This window comes from Kineococcus xinjiangensis (genome assembly GCF_002934625.1).
GTDB classification, from domain to species: domain Bacteria; phylum Actinomycetota; class Actinomycetes; order Actinomycetales; family Kineococcaceae; genus Kineococcus_A; species Kineococcus_A xinjiangensis.
The window spans coordinates 508,612-530,361 of sequence record NZ_PTJD01000001.1 but is presented as its reverse complement, the minus strand read 5'-3'; the positions used below and the strand labels follow the sequence as shown (position 1 = coordinate 530,361).

Sequence of the window (21,750 nt, the reverse complement as noted above, 5' to 3'; positions counted from 1 at the left end):
TCGGCGCATGGAAGCCCACCTGACCGGTGCGACGGGATCCGCACCGGCCCGGCGAGCCGTCGCGACGACCGCGCGCAGGCCCCGCACCGCGCGGGCCGTGCGGGCCGCCGCCGTCGCCCTGGCCTGCCTGCTGCCGTCGGCGTGCACCGGTGGGCAGGGGAGCGTGCCCGCAGGGGCCTCGGTGCCGGACGCCTCCGGGAGCACCTCGACCGCTCCGGAACCCTCCGCCTCCACCCAGAGCCCGCCCGGAGAGCCGGAGCCGACCCCGTCCGGGGCCGCCGGGGAGGGCGCGGAAGGCGTGCTCCCGGACGCGGACGCCGCACCGGGGAACGACCCCGCGGAGGACGGCCCCGCGGAGGACGGCCCCGCGGAGGCTCGGTCCGCGGACGCCCCCGGCGCGCCGGGCGTGACCGACGCCCCCGGCGCGCCGGGCGTGACCGACGCCGACCGCGAGGCCGGGGTGCGCACCATGGAGGTGGCGCAGGCGGCCTCCGGCGAGACCGACGTGGTCCCCGGCGCTTCGCAGGCCCCCGGACCCGGCCCGCAGCGCAGCGTGCGGGTGGAGGTCGAACGCGGACTCGACGTGGACGCGGCGGCCTTCGCCGGTTTCGTCCTCACCACGCTCAACGACCCCCGCGGCTGGGGTGCCGACGGGAGCGTCAGCTTCGCCCGCACCGACGGGCCCGCCGACATCCGCCTCGTGCTCGCCAGCCCGGACACCTCCCGGCGCATGTGCCGGCCGCTGGAGACGTTCGGGAAGCTCTCGTGCCGGACGGGCGACACGGTGGTCCTGACGAGCCACCGGTGGACGCTCGGGATCGAGGACTACGGCGAGGACCGGACCGCCTACCGGCAGTACCTCGTCACCCACGAGGTCGGGCACTTCCTCGGCCACGACCACGTCTCCTGCCCCGGGGTCGGCCGCCCCGCCCCCACGATGATGCAGCAGACCAAGGGGCTCAAGGGCTGCCTCCCCAACCCCTGGCCGAACCCGTAGCGCTCGCTGCCGTCCCTCCCCCGGGGTTCGCACCGCTTCCCCCGAGGGTTCATACCGCTACTGCCGCAACGCTTCCCGGAGACCGTCCGGCGGAGGCCGCCAGCGGATCCGCAGGGCAGCGCCGCCCTCGCTGACCGCCGTGTGCACCACCTGCCGCACGCGCAGCAGGAACAGGTGGAAGGGCTCCGACACCGCCGTCCCGCCCGCTGCTGGCACCCTGGAGGGGTGGAACCCAGTCCCCCCAGCCCCTCCGCGGACGGGGGTGCGCCGCTGCTCCCCGTCCACGTCGAGGAGATCCTGGACGTGGTCGACGCCATCCCCGCCGGCCGGGTGCTGACCTACGGGGACGTCGGGGAGCTGGCCGGGGACCGCGGGCCGCGGCTCGTCGGCACCGTGCTGCGCCGCTTCGGCAGCCGCTCCCCGTGGTGGCGGGTCCTGCGCGCCGACGGCAGCGCGGCGCCACCGCTGGCCGCGACCGCGGTCGCCCGCTGGCGGGCGGAGGCGACCCCCCTGCGGCGCCGGGCCGCCGATCCCGCCGACGTCCGCGTCGACCTGGCCGCCGCCCGCTGGGACGGGCGCAGGTGAGCGGGCCGGGGATGTCGGAGGCGCCTGCTCCCATGGGGGCCGTGAAGCTCCAGCACCCCGGCGCCCCCGCCGCGTCGCTGCCGCGGGTGCCCCGCCTGCTGCGGCGGCCGGCGCTCGCCCCGCGCGACCTGCTGCTGGACCCCTCGCAGGAACGGGTCGTCGCCGCCCGCACCGGCAGCGGCCCGCTGGTGGTGCTGTCCGCGCCGGGCACGGGCGCCACGACGACGCTGGTGGAGGCCGTGGCCGCCCGGGTGGAGCGCGACGGCACCGACCCGGACGCCGTCCTCGTGCTGGCGCCGTCGCGGCGGGCCGCGGGTGCGCTGCGCGACCGCATCACCGACCGGCTGCGCCGCACGATGGCCGAGCCCGCCGCCCGCACGCCGCAGTCGTACGCCTTCGGCCTGCTGCGCCGGGTCCGGGCGGCCGCGGGCGACCCGCCGCCGCGGCTGATCACCGGTGCGGAGCAGGACCTCGTCCTCGCCGAGCTCCTCCGCGGGCACCAGGCCGGCGCGGACCCGGGGTGGCCGGCGGACGTGCCGCGCGAGGCGTGGACGCTGCGCACGTTCCGCACCGAGCTGCGCGACCTCCTCATGCGCGCCACCGAGCGCGGGCTGACGCCGGCCGACCTGGACGAGCTGGGGCGGCGGCACTCCCGCCCCGAGTGGCTGGCCGCCGCGCGCGCCATGCAGGAGTACCTGGACGTCAACGCGCTGGGGCGGGCCGACGGCTACGACCCGGCCGGGGTGGTGGACGAGGCGACCGAGCACCTGCGCACCTCGCCGGAGCTGCTGCGCGCCGAGCGGGAGCGCTGGCGGCTCGTCGTCGTGGACGACGCCCACGACGTCTCCGAGGCCGGGTTCCGGCTCCTCGACGAGCTCTGCGGCGGTGGCCGGGACCTGCTGCTCTTCGCCGACCCCGACGCCGTCACGGAGGGCTTCCGCGGCGCCGACGCCCGCACCGTGGCCGAGCTGCCCACCCGCTACCACCGCGCCGACGGCCGGCCCGCGGGCACCGTGGTGCTCTCCACGGCGTGGCGGCAGGCGCCGCGGCTGCGCGCGGCCACGGGCCGGGTCGCGGTCCGCATCGGGGCGGTCGGGGGCGGGGTGCACCGCAACCCCGCACCGCGACCCGCGACTCCCGCGGCCGGTCCTGCGGCGACTGCCGCATCCGGGGGCGACGGCGGGCGGGTCGAGGCCGTCGTGCTGTCCTCGCCGACGCAGGAGGCAGCGTGGATCGCCCAGCGGCTGCGCTCCCGGCACCTGCTCGCGGGGGTGCCCTGGGACGAGATGGCCGTCCTCGTGCGCTCCGGGGGCTCTACCGACGCGCTGCGCCGGGGCCTGGCCGCCGCGGGGGTGCCGCTCACCGTGCCGCTCGCGGAGATGCCGGTGCGCGACGAGCCCGCGGTGCGGCCCCTGTGCACCGCGCTGCAGGTCGTGCTGCGCCCGGAGGCCCTCGACGCCGAGGCGGCGCGCGAGCTCGTCACCTCGGCCCTGGGCGGCGCCGACGTCGTGGGCCTGCGGCGCCTGCGGCAGGCCCTGCGGCGGGAGGAGCGCGCCGGGGGCGGCAACCGCTCCAGCGACGTGGTGCTGGCGGCCGTCCTCGCCGACCCGGTGGGCCTGGTGGCCCTGCCCGACCCCGCCCTGCGGCCCGCGCACCGCGTCGCGGCGGTCCTGCAGGCGGGCAGGAGCGCCGCCCGCGCCCGCGACGCGTCCGCGGAGAGCGTGCTGTGGGCGATGTGGGAGGCCAGCGGCCTCGCCCCGCGGTGGCAGCGTGCGGCACTGGCCGGTGGGCGCGACGGTGCCCGCGCCGACCGCGACCTCGACGCCGTGGTGGCCCTCTTCGAGGCCGCCGGGCGCTTCGTCGACCGGTTCCCCGGCACGGGCAGCGCCCTGCGCTTCCTCGACCAGCTGCAGGCCGAGGAGGTCCCCACCGACACCCTCGCCGAGCGCGCCCCCGCCACCGGCGCGGTGACGCTGACCACCCCGCAGGGGGCCGTGGGGCGGGAGTGGGACCTCGTCGTCGTGGCCGGTGTCCAGGAGGGCGCCTGGCCCGACCTGCGCCTGCGGGGATCGGTCCTCGGGGCGCAGGCGCTCGTCGACCTGGTCGCCGGGCGGCCCGCGGACGGCCGGGGTGCGCGGCGCGCGGTGCTGGAGGACGAGCTGCGCCTCTTCCACGTCGCCGTCTCCCGCGCCCGTTCCGAGCTGCTGGTCACCTCGGTGCGCACCGAGGACGAGCGGCCCTCGCCCTTCCTGGACCTCGTCGACCCGCCGGGGGACGAGGAGGGGGAACGGCCGCTGGCGGAGGTCCCGCGGGCGGTGTCGCTGCCGGCGCTGGTGGCCCGGCTGCGGCAGGTGGTGTGCGCGCCGGCTCCGGTGGAGGGGCCGCGGCGGCGCGCGGCGGCGGCCCTGGTGCTGGCGCGCCTGGCCAGGGCGGGCGTGCCGGGCGCGTGGCCGGACGACTGGTACGGGGTCTCGCCGCTGTCCGACCCCCGCCCCCTGCGCGAGGCGGGGGAGGAGGTGGTGGTCTCCCCGTCCCGGGTGGGCCTGTTCGAGGACTGCCCGCTCCGCTGGCTGCTGGAGTCCGTGGGCGGCACCCCCGCCGACAGCACCGGCCAGTCCGTGGGCAGCCTCGTGCACCAGGTGGCGTCCGAGGCGCCCGCCGCGGGTGCCGAGGAGCTGCGCGCCCGCCTCGACGAGGCGTGGCCGAGCCTGGGCCTGGCGCCGGGCTGGATCAGCGACGCCACCCGCCGACGCGCCGACGAGATGGTCGTCAAGCTCGCCGAGTACCACCGCCTCGCCGGCCGGGAGGGGCGCGAGCTGGTCGCGGTGGAGCAGGACTTCTCCGTCGGCGTGGGCCGTGCGCGCCTGCGGGGACGGGTGGACCGCCTGGAGCGGGACGCGCAGGGCCGCCTCGTCGTCGTGGACCTCAAGACCGGCGGCAGCAAGCCGCGCAAGGACGAGCTCGCCCGGCACGCCCAGCTCGGCGTCTACCAGCTGGCCGCGGAGCAGGGCAGCTTCGGCGACGTCGGCTCCGGCTCCGGCGGCGCGGCACTGGTGCAGCTGGGCACGGGGGAGAAGCGGGGCGTGTCGGTGCAGGCGCAGGCGCCGCTGGCGGAGGACGCCGATCCCCGCTGGGTGGGCGACCTGCTCGAGCGCACCGCCGACGGCATGGCCGCGGCGCAGTTCGAGGCCGTGGCCGGCACGCACTGCCGCACCTGTCCCGTCCGCGGCAGCTGCCCGGTGCAGGAGGAGGGCCGCAGCGTGGTCGACACCGGCGAGGAGGCGGCGCCGTGACCGCACTCACCGCCGCCCTCTCCGCCGCGGCCATCGCCGAGCGGCTGGGGCGGCCGCTGCCGACCGAGGAGCAGACCGCGGTCATCGAGGCACCGGTCGCGCCGATGCTGGTGGTGGCCGGGGCCGGTTCCGGCAAGACGGAGACGATGTCCTCCCGGGTGGTGTGGCTCGTCGCCAACGGCCTCGTGCAGTCGGAGGAGGTCCTCGGCCTCACCTTCACCCGCAAGGCGGCCGGCGAGCTCGCCGAGCGGGTGCGCCGCCGCCTCCGGATGCTGCGCGCCCGCGGGCTCGGCGGCGCCGGCGCCCACGACCTCGACGCCGGTGAGCCGACGATCGCCACCTACAACTCCTACGCCGCGTCGCTGGTCGCCGACCACGGGCTGCGCCTGGGCGTGGAGCCGCAGTCGACGGTGCTCACGGAGGCCGGTGCCTGGCAGCTGGCGACGGAGGTCGTGGAGGGCTGGCGCGGTGACCTCGGCGAGGTGGACCTGGCACCGGACTCGGTGACGCGCGCGGTGCTGGGCCTGGCGGGTGAGTGCGCGGAGCACCTGCTGGAGCCGCAGGACGTCGCCGCGTGGATCGACCGCGCGCTCGCCCACGTGCTGCGCCTGCCGCGCGACGACCGCAGCGCCGCCAAGCTCGGCGCGCACGTGGCCGGCGAGCCCTACGCGAAGGTGCGCGAGGTCCTCGCGGGCCTGCGCACGCGCCGGGCGCTGGTGCCGCTGCTGGAGGAGTACGCCCGCCGCAAGGCGGAGCGCGAGCAGCTCGACTTCGGCGACCAAGTCCGCCTCGCCGCGCGCCTGGCGCAGGAGGTCCGGCTGGTCGGGGTGGGGGAGCGGACCCGCTTCCGGGTGGTGCTGCTCGACGAGTACCAGGACACCAGCCACGCCCAGCTCGTCCTGCTGCGCTCCCTCTTCGGCGACGGGCACGCGGTGACGGCCGTGGGCGACCCGAACCAGTCGATCTACGGCTGGCGGGGGGCCAGCGCGGGGAACCTGCAGAGCTTCCCCGCGCACTTCCCCCGCGCCGACGGCACCCCGGCGGCCGTGGCGCCGCTGTCGACCTCGTGGCGCAACGACGCGGCCGTGCTCGCCGTCGCCAACGTCGCCGCCGCGCCCCTCAGCGGTGGCGGCGTCGTGCCGCCGCTGCGGGCGCGGCCGGGCGCCGGGCCCGGGCTGGTGCGCACCGCCTTCCTGCCCACGGTGGAGGAGGAGGCCGCACACGTGGCCGCGCGGCTGGCGGAGGTCTGGGCGGCCGACACCGCCGCGCTGGCCGACGGTCGCCGCGCCGAGCGGCGCTCCGCGGCGGTGCTGTGCCGCAAGCGCAGCCAGTTCGTCCCCCTGCAGCGCGCGCTGCGGGCGGCGGGGCTGCCCGTGCAGGTCGGCGGGCTGGGAGGGCTGCTGTCCACGCCGGAGGTCGCCGACCTCGTCTCCGCCCTGCACGTCCTGCACGACCCCTCCCGCGGGGACCACCTCGTGCGGCTGCTGACGGGTGCGCGCTGGCGGATCGGGCCGCGCGACCTGGAGCTGCTGGCCCGCTGGGCCGTCGAGCTGGACCGGCTGCACGTGAGCCGCCCCGACGAGCGTGCCGGGGCCGACGCCGACGTCCTGCTGCCCGACACCTCCGACGGCGCCAGCCTCGTGGAGGCCCTCGACGTCCTGCCCCGCCCGGCGTGGACCGCGCCGGACGGGCGGCGCTTCTCCGCCGAGGGCAGGCGGCGCATGGACGTGCTGTCCCGCACCCTGAGGCACCTGCGCACCCGCACCCACCAGGCGCTGCCGGACCTGGTGGGGGAGGTGGAGCGCGCCCTCCTCCTCGACGTGGAGGTCGCAGCCCGGCCGGGCACCGCGCCCGGCTCGGACCGCGCGCACCTGGACGCCTTCGCCGATGCCGCCGCCTCCTTCGCCGCCACGGCCCAGCGCCCGACGCTCGGGGGCCTGCTGGCGTGGCTGGACGCGGCCCGCGCCCGGGAGCGAGGCCTGGAGCCGGGAGCGGTGGAGGTGGACCCCAACGCGGTGCAGCTGCTCACCGTGCACGCCAGCAAGGGCCTGGAGTGGGACGTCGTGGCCGTGCCGGGACTGGTGGAGGGAGTCCTGCCCGCCGCGGCCGACACGGCGTCGGGCTGGCTCGGCGACGCCGGCGCGGTGCCTTTCCCGCTGCGCGGGGACCGGGCGCACCTGCCGTCGTGGGGGCTGCGCACCGCGGGCACGCAGAAGGAGCTGGAGGAGGCCCGAGAGGAGTTCCGCCAGGCCTGCGGCGCCCACGAGATGGCGGAGGAGCGCCGCCTGGCCTACGTCGCCTTCACCCGGGCCCGCGAGGAGCTGCTGCTCTCCGGCGCCTGGTGGGACGAGCCGGCGTCCCCCCGGGAGCCCTCGCGCTTCCTGCTGGAGCTGCTGGCCGTGCCGCCGGAGGAGCTGCCGGGCCTGGTGAGCCTGCCTCCCGCCCCGCGTCCGCAGCCCGGCACGCCGAACCCGCGCACCGCCGAGCCGCAGCGCGTGGTGTGGCCGGTGGACCCGCTGGCGGCCCGCCGGGACGAGGTCGAGCGCGGCGCCGCGCAGGTCCGGGCCGCGGCCCGGAGCGGGCATCCCGACGTGCTGCCCGAGGCGGACCCCGGGACGGACCCCGGGACGGAGCACCCCGGGACGGGCGGCCGCGGTGCAGGCGACGACGGCGTGGCGGAGGTCCGGGAGTGGGCGCGGCAGGCGGAACTGCTCCTCGCCGAGCGCGTCGCGGGAAGCGGCCCGCAGGAGGTCCTGCTGCCCCAGCACCTGTCGGCCTCGCGGCTGGTGGCGCTCGCGGAGGACCCGCAGGCCCTCGCCCTCGCCCTGCGCCGGCCGATGCCGGCCGCGCCGCGCCCGCAGACCCGGCGGGGCACGGCGTTCCACGCCTGGCTGGAGCGCCGCTTCCGCGCCGGTGCCCTGCTCGACCTGGAGGAGCTGCCCGGTGCGGCGGACGAGGACGCCGCCGACGACGCGGAACTGGCCCGCCTCCAGGACGGCTTCCTCGCCTCGGAGTGGGCCTCGCGGGATCCGGTGGCTGTCGAGGTCGCCGTCGAGACACCGGTGGCGGGCGTGGTGGTGCGCGGCCGGATCGACGCGGTGTTCCGCACCGAGGACGCCGACGGCACCGTGCGCTACGACGTCGTCGACTGGAAGACGGGGCGCCCCCCGGAGGGCGAGCGGGCGCGGGTGCGCGACGTGCAGCTGGCGGTCTACCGGCTGGCCTGGTCGAGGCTGCACGGCCTGCCCCCCGAGAACGTCAGCGCCGCGTTCTTCTACGCCTCCACGGGGGAGACCGTGCGCCCGGTGGACCTGCTCGACGCCGCGGCCCTGGAGGCGCTGGTGGCCACCGTGCCCGCAGGGCCCGATTGACCTCGACTCCGGTCGAGGTTCTAGCGTCGCCACGGGCCGGTCCGGAGGAATCCGCGCCGCCCGTGCGGCGTTGCCCACGGCCACGGCCGCACAACCGGAGGCACGGGCCTCCGCTCCCGAACCGCGAACCGGAACCGGTGGTGCTCGATGGACATGCAGGGCACGGCGTGGCACTCGCTCTACAGCGTGATGCACGCCAAGAAGGGCAGGCAGCCGATCTCGTGGGCGACGGTGCGCCGCATCGGCACGTTCGCCCGCCCGCACCGCGGCCGCCTGATCGCGTTCGTCGTGCTCAGCGTCATCACGTCCGCGCTGGCCGTGGCGACGCCGGTGCTGGCCGGGCACGTCGTCGACGCCATCGTCGAGGGCGCCGAGCTTCGGGTGGTCATCGGCCTCGCCGCTCTGATCGCCGTCATCGCGATCCTCGAGGCGGGCTTCGGGCTGCTGTCGCGGTGGCTGTCCGCGATGATCGGGGAGGGGCTGATCGAGCACCTGCGCACGGCGGTGTTCGACCACGTCCAGCGGATGCCCATCGCCTTCTTCACCCGCACTCGCACGGGTGCGCTCGTGAGCAGGCTGAACTCCGACGTCATCGGCGCCCAGCGCGCCTTCGCCGGCACCCTGTCGGGCGTCGTGGGCAACCTCGTCACCCTCGCGCTCACCCTCGCGTGGATGCTCAGCATCTCCTGGCAGATCACGCTGCTGGCGCTGCTGCTCCTTCCCGTGTTCGTGCTCCCCGCCCGCCGCATGGGGTCGCGGCTGGCGCAGCTGGAGCGGGAGTCCTCCGGTCACAACGCGGCGATGAGCACCCAGATGACGGAGCGGTTCTCCGCCCCCGGGGCGACGCTCGTGAAGCTGTTCGGCCGCCCCGCGGAGGAGTCGGCGGAGTTCGCCCGCCGGGTCCGCCGGGTCCGTGACATCGGCGTGCGCCGCGCGATGCTGCAGACGGTGTTCGTCACCGCGCTGACCACGGTCTCCGCGCTGGCGCTGGCACTGGTCTACGGCCTCGGCGGTGTCCAGGCACTGCGCGGGAACCTCGACGCCGGGGCGGTCGTCACCCTCGCCCTGCTCATCACCCGCCTCTACGCCCCCCTGACCGCGCTGGCGAACGCCCGCGTGGAGGTCATGAGCGCCCTGGTCAGCTTCGAGCGGGTCTTCGAGATCCTCGACCTGCGCCCGCTGATCGAGGAGGCACCCGACGCCGTGTCCGTTCCCGAGGGCCCGGTGTCGGTCGAGTTCGACGACGTGCGCTTCACCTACCCCACCGCGTCGGAGGTGTCGCTGGCGTCCCTGGAGGACGTCGCGGTCCTCGACGACCGGGCCGGTGAGGAGGTGCTGCACGGGGTGTCGTTCCGCGCCGAACCCGGTCAGCTCGTGGCGATCGTCGGATCCTCCGGTGCGGGCAAGTCCACCATCGCGCAGCTGCTCGCCCGTCTCTACGACGTCGACTCCGGGGCGGTGCGCCTCGGAGGCGTCGACGTGCGGCGGCTGACGTTCGAGTCGATCCGCGCCACCCTCGGGATGGTCACCCAGGACGGGCACCTGTTCCACGAGTCGCTGCGGGCCAACCTCCTGCTGGCAGCGCCCGGCGCGGGCGACGAGCAGCTGCGGGACGCGCTGCGGCGGGCCCGGATGGCCGACCTCGTCGCGGCCCTGCCCGAGGGGCTGGACACAGTGGTCGGCGAGCGCGGGTACCGCTTCTCGGGTGGGGAGCGTCAGCGGCTCACGATCGCCCGGCTGCTGCTGGCGCAGCCGCGGGTGGTGGTCCTCGACGAGGCCACCGCCCACCTGGACTCCACGTCGGAGGCGGCGGTCCAGGAGGCGCTCGGGGAGGCCCTCGCGGGGCGCACCGCGATCGTCATCGCGCACCGGCTCTCCACGATCCGCTCCGCCGACCAGATCCTCGTCGTGGAGGAGGGCCGCGTCGTGGAGCGCGGGACCCACGTCGAGCTGCTGGCCGCGGAGGGCCGTTACGCGGAACTGCACCGCACCCAGTTCGCGGACCAGCGGAAAGCCGGGGACGGGGAGGGCCCGGCGGAGTTCGGCCGGACGGCGGACGAGCCGGGGATGGAGCCGGCGCACGGCTGAGCAGGGGACGGCCGAGCAGGGGACGGTCGAGCAGGGGACCGGGGCGGCGGTGGCAGGATGCGCCGCCGTGAACGCCCCCGTCCTCCTCGTCACCGGCGCGTCCTCCGGCATCGGCGCGGCCACCGCCCGGATGGCCGCCTCGCGCGGCCGGCGCCTCGTGCTGGCCGCGCGGCGGGCCGATGCGCTGCGGGGGCTGGCGGCGGAGCTGGGCGGCGCCTCCCGTGCCGTGGCGGTGCCGTGCGACGTGACCCGGGCGGAGGACGTCGACGCCCTGGTCCCGGCCGCCCTCGCCGCCTTCGGCCGGCTGGACGCCGTGTTCGCCAACGCGGGCTCCTTCACGCCCACGTCGTTCCTGCACGGCACCGGAACCCCGCAGCAGTGGCGGGACATGGTCCTCACCAACGTCCTCGGCACCGCGCTCGTGGCCCGCGCCGCGCTGCCGGCCCTCATCGCGTCCCGCGGGCACCTTGTCCTCACCGGGTCCGTCGCCGGGCGCGTGGTGGTCCCCGGCCAGCTCTACTCGGCCACGAAGTGGGCGGTCACCGCGATGGCGCAGTCGATCCGTGCGGAGGTGACGGCCACCGGGGTGCGGGTCACCCTCGTCCAGCCGGGCATGGTCGACGCGGGGGAGACGAGTTCCGACCGGCTGGCAGAGCCGCGCCTGCGCCCGGAGGACGTGGCCCGCGCAGTGCTCTTCGCGCTGGAGCAGCCGCCGGAGGTCGACATCGGTGAGATCGTCGTGCGCCCCACCGGGCAGCGGCCGGACCGATGACCGAGCGTGCCCGCGTCCGGCGCACCACCACCGGTTCTGCCGGGCCCGACCGCGCGGGAGCGCGACATCCGCCGGGCTCCCCGCCTCCGCGGGAGAAGTTCTCCCGACGGACCGTTGACAGAGAGTAGTCAGCGGGTGGACGGTGAGCCGGTTTCTGCTGGTCACAGTCGACGGGGAACTCATGCGACGACGCATCCGAACGACCCTGCCCGCCCTCGCCCTCGTCCTGCCGCTGCTCGCCGGGGGCACGGCCGCGGCGAGCCCGGCACCCGCGCCCGGCGCGGACCGCCTGGCCAACTACACCGGCGTCCTCGACGTCGCCGGCCTCGAGGCCCTCGCCCGGCTCGGGATCGACCGCCACGAGATCGCCGTCACCGGTGCGCCCGGGGTGCCCGGCGGTTCCCGCGTGGAGGTCGTCCTCAGCGGGGAGCAAGCGCGCCGGCTCGCAGCCCAGGGCGTCCACCTCGCGGTGGAGTCCTCCGCGCAGGCGCGAGCCCAGGCCCAGCAGGAGCCCGGCGAGGGGGTGTTCCGCCGCTACTCCGGACCGGGTGGCATCGCCGAGGAACTGCGCCGCCAGATCGCCGAGCACCCCCGCACCACCAAGCTCGTCACGATCGGCAAGACCGTGCAGGGCCAGGACATCCTGGCCGTCAAGGTCAGCGCGCGTGCGTCGCGCACCCCCGACGGCAGGAAGCCGACGACGGTGTACGTCGGCGCGCAGCACGCCCGGGAGTGGATCACCCCGGAGATGGTGCGCCGCCTCCTCGACCGCGTGCTCGACTCCTACGGTCGCGACCCCGCCATCACCCGCCTGGTGGACGAGAACGAGCTGTGGTTCGTGCCGGTCGCCAACCCCGACGGCTACGACTTCACGTTCGAGGAGGGCAACCGGCTCTGGCGCAAGAACCTCCGGGACAACAACGGCGACGGGCGCATCACCCCGGGCGACGGTGTGGACCTCAACCGGAACTTCCCCACCAAGTGGGGCTACGACAACGAAGGCTCCTCGCCGAACCCGGCGAGCGAGACGTACCGGGGGCCGTCCCCCGCGTCGGAGCCGGAGACGAAGGCACTGGACGCCCTCGTGAAGCGGATCACCCCGGAGTTCCTCGTCAACTACCACTCCGCCGCGGAGCTGCTGCTCTACGGTTCCGGCTGGCAGGTCTCGACCTCCACGCCCGACGACATCGTGTACGCGGCCCTCGCCGGTGACGACCGCGAGCCGGCGGTCCCCGGCTACGACCCCGACCTGTCCGCCGAGCTGTACACCACGAACGGCGACACGACCACGCACGTGCACGAGGCGCACGGCACACTCGGGTTCACCCCGGAGATGGCGACCTGCGCCAGTGCCGCGGCCTCCGTGGAGGGCGACGCGTGGGAGCCGCAGGCGTGCGGCAGCGTCTTCGAGTTCCCCGACGACGAGCGGCTCATCAGCGCGGAGTTCGAGCGGAACGTGCCCTTTGCGCTGTCGGTCGCGCAGTCCGCCGCCGACCCGGACGACCCGGTCTCCGCGGTCGGCCACCGCGCGGAGGACTTCCTCGTCGACACCTTCAGCGTCTCCTACGGCGACCCGCAGACCGTGGCCGTCGTCGCGAAGCGGTCCCTGCGCGGCGTGCGCATGCGCTACCGCATCGGCGACGGGCCCGTCCGGCGGGCGAAGGTCACGCAGTGGCAGGGAGGCGAGCGCTACGGCGCCGAGGGTGACCAGTACTACGCCGAGCTCCGCGGTGAGGTCCGCGGCGCGAAGCCCGGCGACCGCGTGGAGGTCTGGTTCGAGGGCCGGACCGACGGCGGGCGGTCGCGGAAGCGCGAGCGGGTGGAGAGCGAGCACTTCACGTACACCGTCGCCTCCGACACCGGCCGGCGCGTCCTGGTCGTCGCGAACGAGGACTACACCGGCGTGAACCCGGACCAGCCCGACAGCGTCCGCTCCCCGGAGCACCTGCGCGCCCACGTGGAGGCGCTGGCCGCCCGCGGGATCGCCGCCGACACCTGGGACGTCGACGCCCAGGGCGTGCCGCACGACCTCGGCGTCCTCGGCCACTACGACGCCGTGCTGTGGTACCTCGGGGAGAACCGGCTGACGCAGGACCCCGAGGACCGGATCACGGAGGTCTTCGGGCAGCCGTACGAGGACGTCGCCGTGGCCGAGCGGGCGCAGCACCTGACGCTGGCGATGCGCGACTACCTGAACGAGGGGGGCAAGCTCGTCCACTCGGGGGAGACCGCCGGGTACTACGGGAGGCTCGGCACCGCGCTCGGGGGGATCTGGTACGGCCTCGACGGGGCGCCGGAGGAGGACTGCGTCGTCACGTCCGACGCGTACGGCGACTGCCTGCTGCTGGCGGACGACTTCACGCAGTACTACCTGGGTGCCTACTCCCGCAGCTCCCTCTCCTCGGCGGAGGGCGTCCGGGGCACCCCCGGTGGCCCCGGTGCCGGGCTGTCGCTGGAGTTCGGCGGGCCCGCCGTCGAGGAGAACCCGGTCGACGAGCCCGGCGCTTTCACCGTGACCAGCGATGTCCTGCCCGTGGAGCAGTTCCCGCAGTTCGCCAGCCGCGGGATCGCCGACTACACCGGCGCGAAGGGGCCGCTGCTGCCCGTCGAGGGCGGCTCCGCGGCCGCCACGCGGCACTCGGACAACGCCTACGCGCGGCTGACCCGGACCTTCGACCTGAGCGGGATCAGCGCCGCGGACGCCCCTGCGCTGCTGGCGCAGATGTCGTGGGACATCGAACCCGGCTACGACAGCGCCTTCGTGGAGGCGCGCACCGTCGGAACGGACGACTGGACCACGCTGCCCGAGCGCGGCGGGGCCACGAGCAGGGACGTCCCGACCGACTGCAGCGTCGTCGGAACCCACCCGCGGCTGGCGCACTACCTGACCCCGGGCGCCGACTGCCGTCCGGAGGGCACCACCGGTGAGTGGCACGCGCTCACCGGGGACTCCGCCGGCTGGAAGCAGGTCGCCTTCGACCTCTCGCGCTTCGCGGGTGAGGAGGTCGAGGTGAGCATCAGCTACGTCACCGACGGGGCGGTCGGCGGGGCCGGCGTCCTCGTCGACGACACCCGGCTGGGCACTGCCGCCGGGGCGCGGGAAGCCGAGGGCTTCGAGCAGGGTCTCGGGGCGTGGACCGCTCCCGGCGCGCCGGAGGGCAGCCCCGGCAACGCAGCGGACTTCGAGGTCTCGACGGGCCTCGGCGGGCGCACGGCCGCCGTTGCCACGGAGGACTCGGTCCTCCTCGGCTTCGGCATCGAGCAGGTGGACGTGGGCCGGCGCGCCGCGGTGTCCGGCGACGCGGTGCAGCGCCTGCTGGGCTCGTAACGACGCAGGGGCGCACCGCTGCGGGCACGACCCGCGGCGGTGCGGCGGCCCCGGTGCCGGCGACGTCCGGCCCGGGGCCGCCGTGCGTCCGCCCGCGTGGCGGCGCGGCGGCGGCCGGGGATGCGCTTCCGGATGCCGGCGATGTTCGTGCCGGACGCATCCGCGACAGCGCCTCGGCCAGAGGAGCGGTGGGTGGCGGTGCCCCGCAAGCGCCTGTCGGCACGGTGGTCGCTCACAGCGACGAAGGGTTGGAGCCCGGGGCTTGGACCGGGGCACCGCCACTTCCATGTTCGGCGCCTGAGCCCCCGCGCTGAAGCGCCGTCGCCCGGTCGGTCGCCCTCAGCCCAGTTCGACGACCAGCGCCCGGTGGTCGCTCACCGGCAGGTCCACGGCGGCACTGCCCCGCACGGGCAGCGGCAGCTCCTCGCCCAGCGCGTGGTCGAACTGCACCCGAGGGAACGGCGCCGGGAAGGTGCGCTGCGCCGCGAGCCGCTGCCAGCCGGTGAGGGCGGCGGGCAGCCGGCCGGGCAGGTTGAGGTCGCCCAGCAGCACGCGCGGCGCCGGCAGGGACCGCGCCCACTGCCGCAGCGCCAGCAGCTGCACGCTCGCACGGGTCGGCACGAAGGACAGGTGGGTGCAGACGACGGTCAGCGTCCCCCGGGGGGTCTCCACCACCGCCGCGACGGCCACCCGCGGCTCGTCGGGCACGAGCATCACCCGCTGCGGCGCGCCCGGTGGCAGGGGCAGCGGGAGCACGCCGCGCCCGGCGGGCATGCGGAACTCGTGCCAGGCGGTCACCGGGTGCGGCGTGAGCAGCCCCACCCCGTAGGAGGGCCCGGTCTCGCCGGCACCGCCCGTGGCGGGCACGAACCCGCCGCGCCGCCCCGGTGTGCCGAGCAGCGCGCGGGCGAACCGCCACGACCACGCCCCGCCACCGTGCGCGCAGCGCGCGGCCGCCTCGGCGACCTGGTCCACGCCGCCGGAGCGCGGCTGCGCGGAGTCGACCTCCTGCAGCGCGAGGACGTCGGCCCGCAGCGACGCCGCGGCCTCCGCCAGCGCCCCGGGGCGCACCACGCCGTCGCGCCCCCGACCGGAGGCGGCGTTCCAGCTGACCAGGCGCAGGGGCTGCTCGGGCACGGGATGCCTACGCCCGCGCGGTGGCCGGTGCGCGGGTGGTCACGGTGCCAGCGGCACGGCGTCGGCGTGCTCGTCCAGGTCGAGCAGCATGCGGCGCGCGTCCTCGACGATCTCCTCGTCGTCCAGCCGCACGCCCAGCAGCAGCCACCGCGCCAGCGCGAGCTCCCCGGCGAGGCGGGCGCGGTGCAGCAGGTGCGGGTCCGGTGCCTCGCCGCGGGCGTGGGCGTAGGCCTCGAGCACGGACTCCAGCGCGTCGGCGTCGGCGCCGACGGCAAGCCACGCGAAGTCGTCGGCGGGGTCGGCGACCTTCGCCTCGGTCCAGCCCTGCATGCCGACCACGCGGGTGCCCTCGGCGAGGACGTGCTCACCCATGAGGTCTCCGTGGACGGGCAGGGGCGCGAAGCGCCAGCGGGGCACGTCCTCCATGAGCACCTCCCAGCGGGTGAGCAGCCGCGGCGGCACGTGCCCGGTCGCGGCGGCCCGGTCCAGCTCCGACAGCCGTCGCAGCCGGTACTCCTCGGACTCGTAGACGGGAGCGCCCGCCTCGGCCAGCACCTGCGGGTCGAGGCGGTGGACCGCCGCGATGGCACCGCCGAGGGCCGCGGCCAGACCGGGGCCCGGCTGCACGTCCTCCGGGTGCAGGGCAGCCCCGGGCAGCTTGCGGTGCACGAGGCACTGGCCGCCCTCGGGGAGCTCCACCGCGCCCTCCTGCACCGGCACCGCGAAGGGCAGCCGCCCCGCCAGCCGGCGCAGCAGCTGCAGCTCGGTGTCGAGGGCCGCCCCCGCCGCGGGCCGGGCCGGGGCGCGCACCACCCACTCGCGCCGCTCCGCGTCGACGACCACCGCGACGGCGTAGTCGCCGCCGTCGCCGTCGCCCGGGCCCGCCGCGACCACGTCGAGGCCGCGGACGGCGGCGGTCGCGAGGGCGGCGAGGGCGAGGGGGGAGCGGTGCGGCACCCGCCCACGGTATTGCGCCGCGATCCGCGGGGCACGGACCCCACCCGCGACACCACGCCGACATCCCGCGGACTCCGCCCCGATGCGGGCCGATCACCTGCGGGGAGCGGCCGCGGGGAGCGCCGGGGCGGGCCGGGGCGCGGCGATCTAGGGTGCCGGTCGTGGATTCCGCAGCGCAGCCGAACCCCTCCGGGCCGCGGGACGCCCCCGACGGGATCGGATCCGGCCGGACGGGGGCTCCCGCGGCGTCGCTGCCGGGGCCGCCGCTGCGGGGGCTGACCCTGTCCCGGCGGGGCCTGGACCGCAGCGCGCACCGGCGCACCGAGCCGGGTCTGCTCGACACGCTCCGGCAGCGGGAGGGGACCCGCGTCCTGCGGCTGCGGGCCGGTCGCGCGCCGGTGCGGACCGACGGCGGCGAGGTGCGGCTGGCGTGGGTGCCGCCGTCGCAGGTGCCGGAGCCGGGGGAGGACGACCTGCTGCTCTACCTGGGCAGCGACGGCGGTGTCGAGCACGTCGCGCACATCAGCTCCGCGGAGCCCCCCGAGGAGGAGGGCGGGCAGTGGTGGGGCCTGCGGCAGGCCGGTCTGCTCCTCGGCGAGGTGGAGGCCATGACCCTCACCGAGGCCGTCGCGATGGCGAACTGGCACGCCGTGACCCGCTACTCCCCGCGCACCGGCCACCGGCTGCGCCCCGAGCAGGCCGGGTGGGTGAAGGTCGACGTCGAGGACGGCGCGCAGCACTTCCCGCGCACCGACGCCGCGGTGATCATGGGCGTGATCGACGAGCTGGACCGGCTGCTGCTGGGGCGCCAGCCGGTGTGGCCGGCGAACAGGTACTCGGTGCTGGCGGGCTTCGTCGAGCCGGGGGAGTCCTTCGAGGCCACGGTGCGCCGCGAGGCGCACGAGGAGGCCGGGGTCGTCATCGGGGACCAGCCCGGCGACGTCGTCTACCTGGGCAGCCAGCCGTGGCCGTTCCCCGCCTCGATCATGGTGGCGTTCGCGGCGCGCGCGGTGGACGGCCGCATCGACGTCGACGGCGAGGAGATCGAGCACGCCCGCTGGTTCACCCGCGAGGAGCTCGCCGCGGAGATCACCGCCGGCCGGGTGATCGCCCCCTCGGCGCTGTCCATCGCGCGCCGGATCGTCGAGGCCTGGTTCAGCGGGCCGCTGCCGGAACCGGAGGACGGCTCCCGCTGGTGAGGCGGATCACCGGCCCCGCAGCACCAGGGCGGGGTGGCGGGGGTCCTCGAAGCGCAGCACCGCGGCGGCGGTGTCGGCGGGGCGCGCCTCGCTCAGGTAGCGGTGCCACGCCCCGAGCACCTGCTCGGCGTCCGGGGCGCGGTCGGCCTCCGCGAGACGGCGCCGGACGGCCGCGTCGGAGGTCTGCAGGTGGACGACGGCGTCCAGGGCGTCCGCCAGTTCGGGGCGCAGCAGGAAGGGCCCGTCGAGCACGACGACCGTGCCCGGCGCGGCCTGGATGCGCGGGGCGCGGGTGGCGCGGTCGCGCTCGGCGTCCCACAGGCTGGGGACCCACGTCCACGCCGCGCCGGGACGCATGGGATCGAGCACCTCCCGGCGCAGGCCGGACACGTCCGTCCACGACTCGTAGTAGGAGTCGGGGTCGTGGCGGCCGTGCTCCAGGCGCAGGGAGCGGGCGCGCCAGAAGCCGCGCCAGCTCACCCGTGCCACGGCGCGACCCCGCTCCCGCAGCGCCACCGCGAGGTGGTCGGCGAGCCACGCCGTGTCGGCGTCCACGGCCCCGTCGACGCCGAGGCGCGCGGTGGCGGGCAGGTCCGCGGCGAGGCGGCGCGCGAAGACCGCGGGGGTCGTCGGCTCGACCCGCCCCGCCCCCGGCGCCGCAGCGGGCGCCGGGCGGGTGCGGCGACTCAGGCGCCCAGCCGCTGCTTGACCTCCGCCAGCGACGGGTTGGTCGCCGCAGAGCCGTCGGGGAAGAGCAGGGTGGGCACCGTCTGGTTGCCGCCGTTGACCTGCATGACGAAGTCGGCGGCCTCGGGGTGCTCCTCGATGTTGACCTCCGAGTAGCCGATGCCCTCGCGGTCCATCTGGCTCTTCAGGCGGCGGCAGTAGCCGCACCACGTCGTCGAGAACATGGTCACGGTCCCCGCGTCGGGAGCCTGCATGGCGCTCTACCTCCTCGTCCTCGGCCGCGTCCGGCGGTGCGCCGGTCGTCGGTTCCGGCGCACCGCCGGCTGCGGGAGCCGTCGGGCGGCCCCGTTGCGGGCAACTCTCCCACCGGGCGGGCTCTTCCCCGGGGCGGGCCGGCCGGGAGACGCGCGGGGTGTGGACGGCGCGGTGGAGTCGGTGCCGCCTGCCACACTGGCCGGGCCATGGCAGAGACGACCAGCGCCCCCGCCTCCGGGCCCGCCCCCACCGCCGACTCGGTGCTGGCGGGGCTCGACCCCGAGCAGCGGCAGGTGGCCACCACGCTGCAGGGGCCGGTCTGCGTGCTTGCCGGTGCGGGCACCGGCAAGACCCGCGCCCTCACCCACCGCATCGCCTACGCCGCGCACAGCGGGGCCTACGTGCCCCAGCGGGTGCTGGCCGTGACGTTCACCGCCCGCGCGGCGGGGGAGATGCGCACCCGGCTGCGCGACCTCGGCGTCGCGGGCGTGCAGGCCCGCACGTTCCACGCTGCGGCGCTGCGGCAGCTGCAGTTCTTCTGGCCGCAGGCCATCGGCGGCACGCTGCCCTCGATCGTCGAGCACAAGGCCACGCTGGTGGCCGACGCCTGCGCGCGGCTGCGGCTGCAGGCCGACCGCGCCCGCGTGCGCGACCTGTCGGCCGAGGTCGAGTGGGCGAAGGTCATGCTCGTCGACGTCGACGACTACGTCCGCGAGGCCGCGAAGACCGGGCGCGGCGAGCCGGGCGGTCTCGACCTGGCGACGGTCGCCCGGGTGATGCGGACCTACGAGGACGTCAAGGCCGACCGCGGGGTCATCGACTTCGAGGACGTCCTGCTGCTCACCGTGGGCATCCTCGACGAGCGCCCCGACGTGGCCGCGGCCGTCCGCCAGCAGTACCGCCACTTCGTCGTCGACGAGTACCAGGACGTCTCGCCGCTGCAGCAGCGGCTGCTGGACCTGTGGGTCGGTGGGCGCGACGACCTCTGCGTCGTCGGCGACGCCAGCCAGACGATCTACTCCTTCGCAGGCGCCACCCCCGAGCACCTGCTGGAGTTCCCGCGCCGCCACCCCGGCACCACGGTGGTGAAGCTGGTGCGGGACTACCGCTCCACCCCGCAGGTGGTCGGGCTCGCCAACACGGTGCTGTCGCAGGCCACCGGGGCGCACGCCCGCGCCCGGCTGGAGCTCATCGCGCAGCGCCCGCCCGGGCCGGCGCCGACCTTCACCGCCTACGACGACGACGTCGCCGAGGCGACGGGCGTCGCCGCGCGCATCGCGAAGGCGGTCAGGGCCGGTCGCCCCGCCCGCGAGGTCGCCGTCCTCTTCCGCACCAACGGGCAGTCCCAGGCCCTGGAGCAGGCCCTCGCCGACGCGGGGGTGCCCTACGTCCTGCGCGGCGGGGAGCGGTTCTTCTCCCGCCGGGAGGTGCGCGACGCCGTCGTCCTGCTCCGCGGCGCCGCCCGCGCCCAGGCGCCGGGCTCGGAGCTGGGCGGGGAGGTGCGGGACGTGCTGTCCTCCGCCGGGTGGACCGAGCGCGCCCCGGGTGCCACGGGCGCGGTGCGGGACCGGTGGGAGTCGCTGCAGGCGCTGGTGATGCTCGCCGACGAACTCGCCGTCAAGCGGCCCGGCTCCACGCTGTCCGACCTCGTCACCGAGCTCGACGAGCGGGCCTCCGCCCAGCACGCCCCCACGGTCGACGGGGTGACCCTCGCGTCGCTGCACGCGGCCAAGGGCCTGGAGTGGGACGTGGTGCACCTCGTCGGGGTGAGCGAGGGGCTGCTGCCCATCTCGTTCGCCGACTCCGCGGAGGACGTCGAGGAGGAGCGCCGGCTGCTCTACGTGGGCGTCACCCGCGCCCGGGAGGAGATCCACCTGTCCTGGGCCGGGGCACGCACCCCGGGGGCCCGGGCGACCCGCTCGCCGTCCCGCTTCCTGGACGCGGTGCTGCCCGGTGCCGGGTCCGTCCCCGGTGCCCGCCGCGGGCCGGGTCAGGCCGGGCAGGGCGGTTCCCGCGCCAAGACGAAGACGCCGGCGAAGTGCCGTTCCTGCGGCACGCTCCTGTCGAGCGGGGCGGAGCGCAAGCTGGGTCGCTGCGACGCCTGCCCGCCCACCTACGACGAGGCCGTCTTCGAGCGGTTGCGGACGTGGCGCAGCGCGGTCGCGAAGGAGGCCTCCGTGCCCGCCTACGTCGTCTTCACCGACGCCACCCTCACCGCCATCGCGGAGACCGCCCCCACCGACACGACGGCACTCGCCCGGGTGGCGGGCGTCGGACCCGCCAAGATCGAGCGCTACGGCCAGCAGGTCCTCGACCTGCTCGCGCAGCCGGACTGACTGCGCCCCAAGGGTTCTCGCACCCGGCGTCGGACCGTCGCGGGATCGCCGGGAAGTCGCGGAACAAATGCGTTGAAGCAGCACCGCCCGAGGGTCTAGCCTCGAAGGCATCGCTTCCGCGTGATCGCGCGGCGCTGCACCGGAGAGGAGGGGTCCCGATGGACATCATGACGATGCTCGGCGGCACCTCCTTCGACGCCTGCTGCCCGTCGTATGCGCGCGTTCGCATCCCGGCGACCACCTCCACCCGTTCCTGGGGAGAGGTGCGCCCGGTGAGCGCTGACATGCGCGCTGCCGCGACCACCTCCGCCCTCACCGGGGGAGAGGTGCGCCTGCAGTTCGACGTCGTCGGCACGCGCCACGTCGCCTACCTCCCCAAGCCCGTCTCGGGTACCCGTCGTTTCCGGAGCACCACGGTCTAGCCCCACCAGACCGGAGCCTCCGAGGCCGCGGAACCCGAGACATCGGGTCCGCGGCCTCTTTGCGTTGCCGGCCCACCACTCAGCACTCCAGCACCAGGAACCACGAACCACCGGGCGGCGATCCGCGGCACCGGGCAGGACCGACGAGAAGGCGACAGCGATGACCACGGCCATGGCCACCACTCACCCTCCCCATCCGCGGAGCACCGCCTCGCACGGCACCACGCAGCACAGGACGGCGCACCGCGGCACCTCGCACCGAACGAACCCGCACGGCACCACCGGGACGACCGCCCGTCCCGGGCACGGCGCACGAAACCCCG

At 76.5% G+C, this 21,750-nt stretch carries 14 protein-coding genes; 10 read left to right on the top strand and 4 right to left on the bottom strand.

Features of this window, described 5'->3' with window-relative positions; translation table 11 throughout:
• Positions 1–7: 7 nt before the first annotated feature.
• The 7 genes from CLV92_RS02325 (at position 8) to CLV92_RS02295 (ending at position 14,434) form a co-directional block, all read left to right on the top strand.
• Entirely contained in the window at positions 8–997 is a 990-nt protein-coding gene (locus CLV92_RS02325; RefSeq protein ID WP_104431114.1) for a DUF3152 domain-containing protein, read from the top strand.
• 225 nt (positions 998–1,222) lie between these two features.
• Positions 1,223–1,582, top strand: a complete 360-nt coding sequence (locus CLV92_RS02320) for an MGMT family protein (RefSeq protein ID WP_245886366.1) — start codon at positions 1,223–1,225, stop codon at positions 1,580–1,582.
• Between the two features lie 41 nt (positions 1,583–1,623).
• Positions 1,624–4,875 (top strand): ATP-dependent helicase, encoded by a 3,252-nt coding sequence (locus CLV92_RS02315; protein ID WP_211290782.1) that lies wholly within the window; start codon positions 1,624–1,626, stop codon positions 4,873–4,875.
• Positions 4,872–8,246, top strand: a complete 3,375-nt coding sequence (locus tag CLV92_RS02310) for an ATP-dependent helicase (RefSeq protein WP_104431112.1) — start codon at positions 4,872–4,874, stop codon at positions 8,244–8,246. The genes CLV92_RS02315 and CLV92_RS02310 overlap by 4 nt, the downstream gene beginning before the upstream one ends.
• A 147-nt stretch (positions 8,247–8,393) precedes the next feature.
• On the top strand, positions 8,394–10,334 hold the full coding sequence (locus CLV92_RS02305; protein WP_104431111.1) for an ABC transporter ATP-binding protein: 1,941 nt from the start codon (positions 8,394–8,396) through the stop codon (positions 10,332–10,334).
• 67 nt (positions 10,335–10,401) lie between these two features.
• Entirely contained in the window at positions 10,402–11,106 is a 705-nt protein-coding gene (locus tag CLV92_RS02300) for an SDR family oxidoreductase (RefSeq protein WP_104431110.1), read from the top strand.
• A 181-nt stretch (positions 11,107–11,287) separates the two neighbouring features.
• Positions 11,288–14,434 carry a M14 family metallopeptidase gene (locus tag CLV92_RS02295; RefSeq protein ID WP_104431109.1) on the top strand — a complete coding sequence of 1,049 codons (3,147 nt, stop codon included), beginning with the start codon at positions 11,288–11,290 and terminating at the stop codon, positions 14,432–14,434.
• Positions 14,435–14,773: 339 nt separating this feature from the next.
• On the opposite strand, the gene CLV92_RS02290 is transcribed toward CLV92_RS02295, so the two are convergent.
• Together CLV92_RS02290 and CLV92_RS02285 are read right to left on the bottom strand one after the other, a co-directional pair.
• Complete coding sequence (locus tag CLV92_RS02290) at positions 14,774–15,571, bottom strand: endonuclease/exonuclease/phosphatase family protein (RefSeq protein ID WP_211290781.1); 798 nt, start codon at positions 15,569–15,571, stop codon at positions 14,774–14,776.
• Between the two features lie 39 nt (positions 15,572–15,610).
• Positions 15,611–16,528, bottom strand: coding sequence for a phosphotransferase (locus CLV92_RS02285; protein ID WP_104431108.1), 918 nt, complete (start codon positions 16,526–16,528; stop codon positions 15,611–15,613).
• A 161-nt stretch (positions 16,529–16,689) separates the two neighbouring features.
• On the opposite strand from CLV92_RS02285, the gene nudC reads away from it, so the two are divergent.
• Positions 16,690–17,727, top strand: a complete 1,038-nt coding sequence (gene nudC, locus CLV92_RS02280; protein ID WP_146099379.1) for an NAD(+) diphosphatase — start codon at positions 16,690–16,692, stop codon at positions 17,725–17,727.
• Positions 17,728–17,733: 6 nt separating this feature from the next.
• Here the strand turns inward: nudC and CLV92_RS02275 are convergent, their stop codons facing one another.
• Complete coding sequence (locus CLV92_RS02275) at positions 17,734–18,282, bottom strand: nucleoside/nucleotide kinase family protein (protein WP_104431106.1); 549 nt, start codon at positions 18,280–18,282, stop codon at positions 17,734–17,736.
• Between the two features lie 131 nt (positions 18,283–18,413).
• The gene (locus tag CLV92_RS02270) at positions 18,414–18,668 is read right to left on the bottom strand and encodes a mycoredoxin (protein WP_104431105.1); all 255 of its coding nucleotides are present in this window, start codon (positions 18,666–18,668) and stop codon (positions 18,414–18,416) included.
• Positions 18,669–18,875: 207 nt separating this feature from the next.
• Between CLV92_RS02270 and CLV92_RS02265 the strand changes: the two genes are divergently transcribed.
• Both CLV92_RS02265 and CLV92_RS02260 read left to right on the top strand, forming a co-directional pair.
• The gene (locus CLV92_RS02265; protein WP_104431104.1) at positions 18,876–21,005 is read left to right on the top strand and encodes an ATP-dependent DNA helicase UvrD2; all 2,130 of its coding nucleotides are present in this window, start codon (positions 18,876–18,878) and stop codon (positions 21,003–21,005) included.
• Between the two features lie 158 nt (positions 21,006–21,163).
• Positions 21,164–21,427, top strand: coding sequence for a hypothetical protein (locus CLV92_RS02260; RefSeq protein ID WP_104431103.1), 264 nt, complete (start codon positions 21,164–21,166; stop codon positions 21,425–21,427).
• Positions 21,428–21,750: the final 323 nt, after the last annotated feature.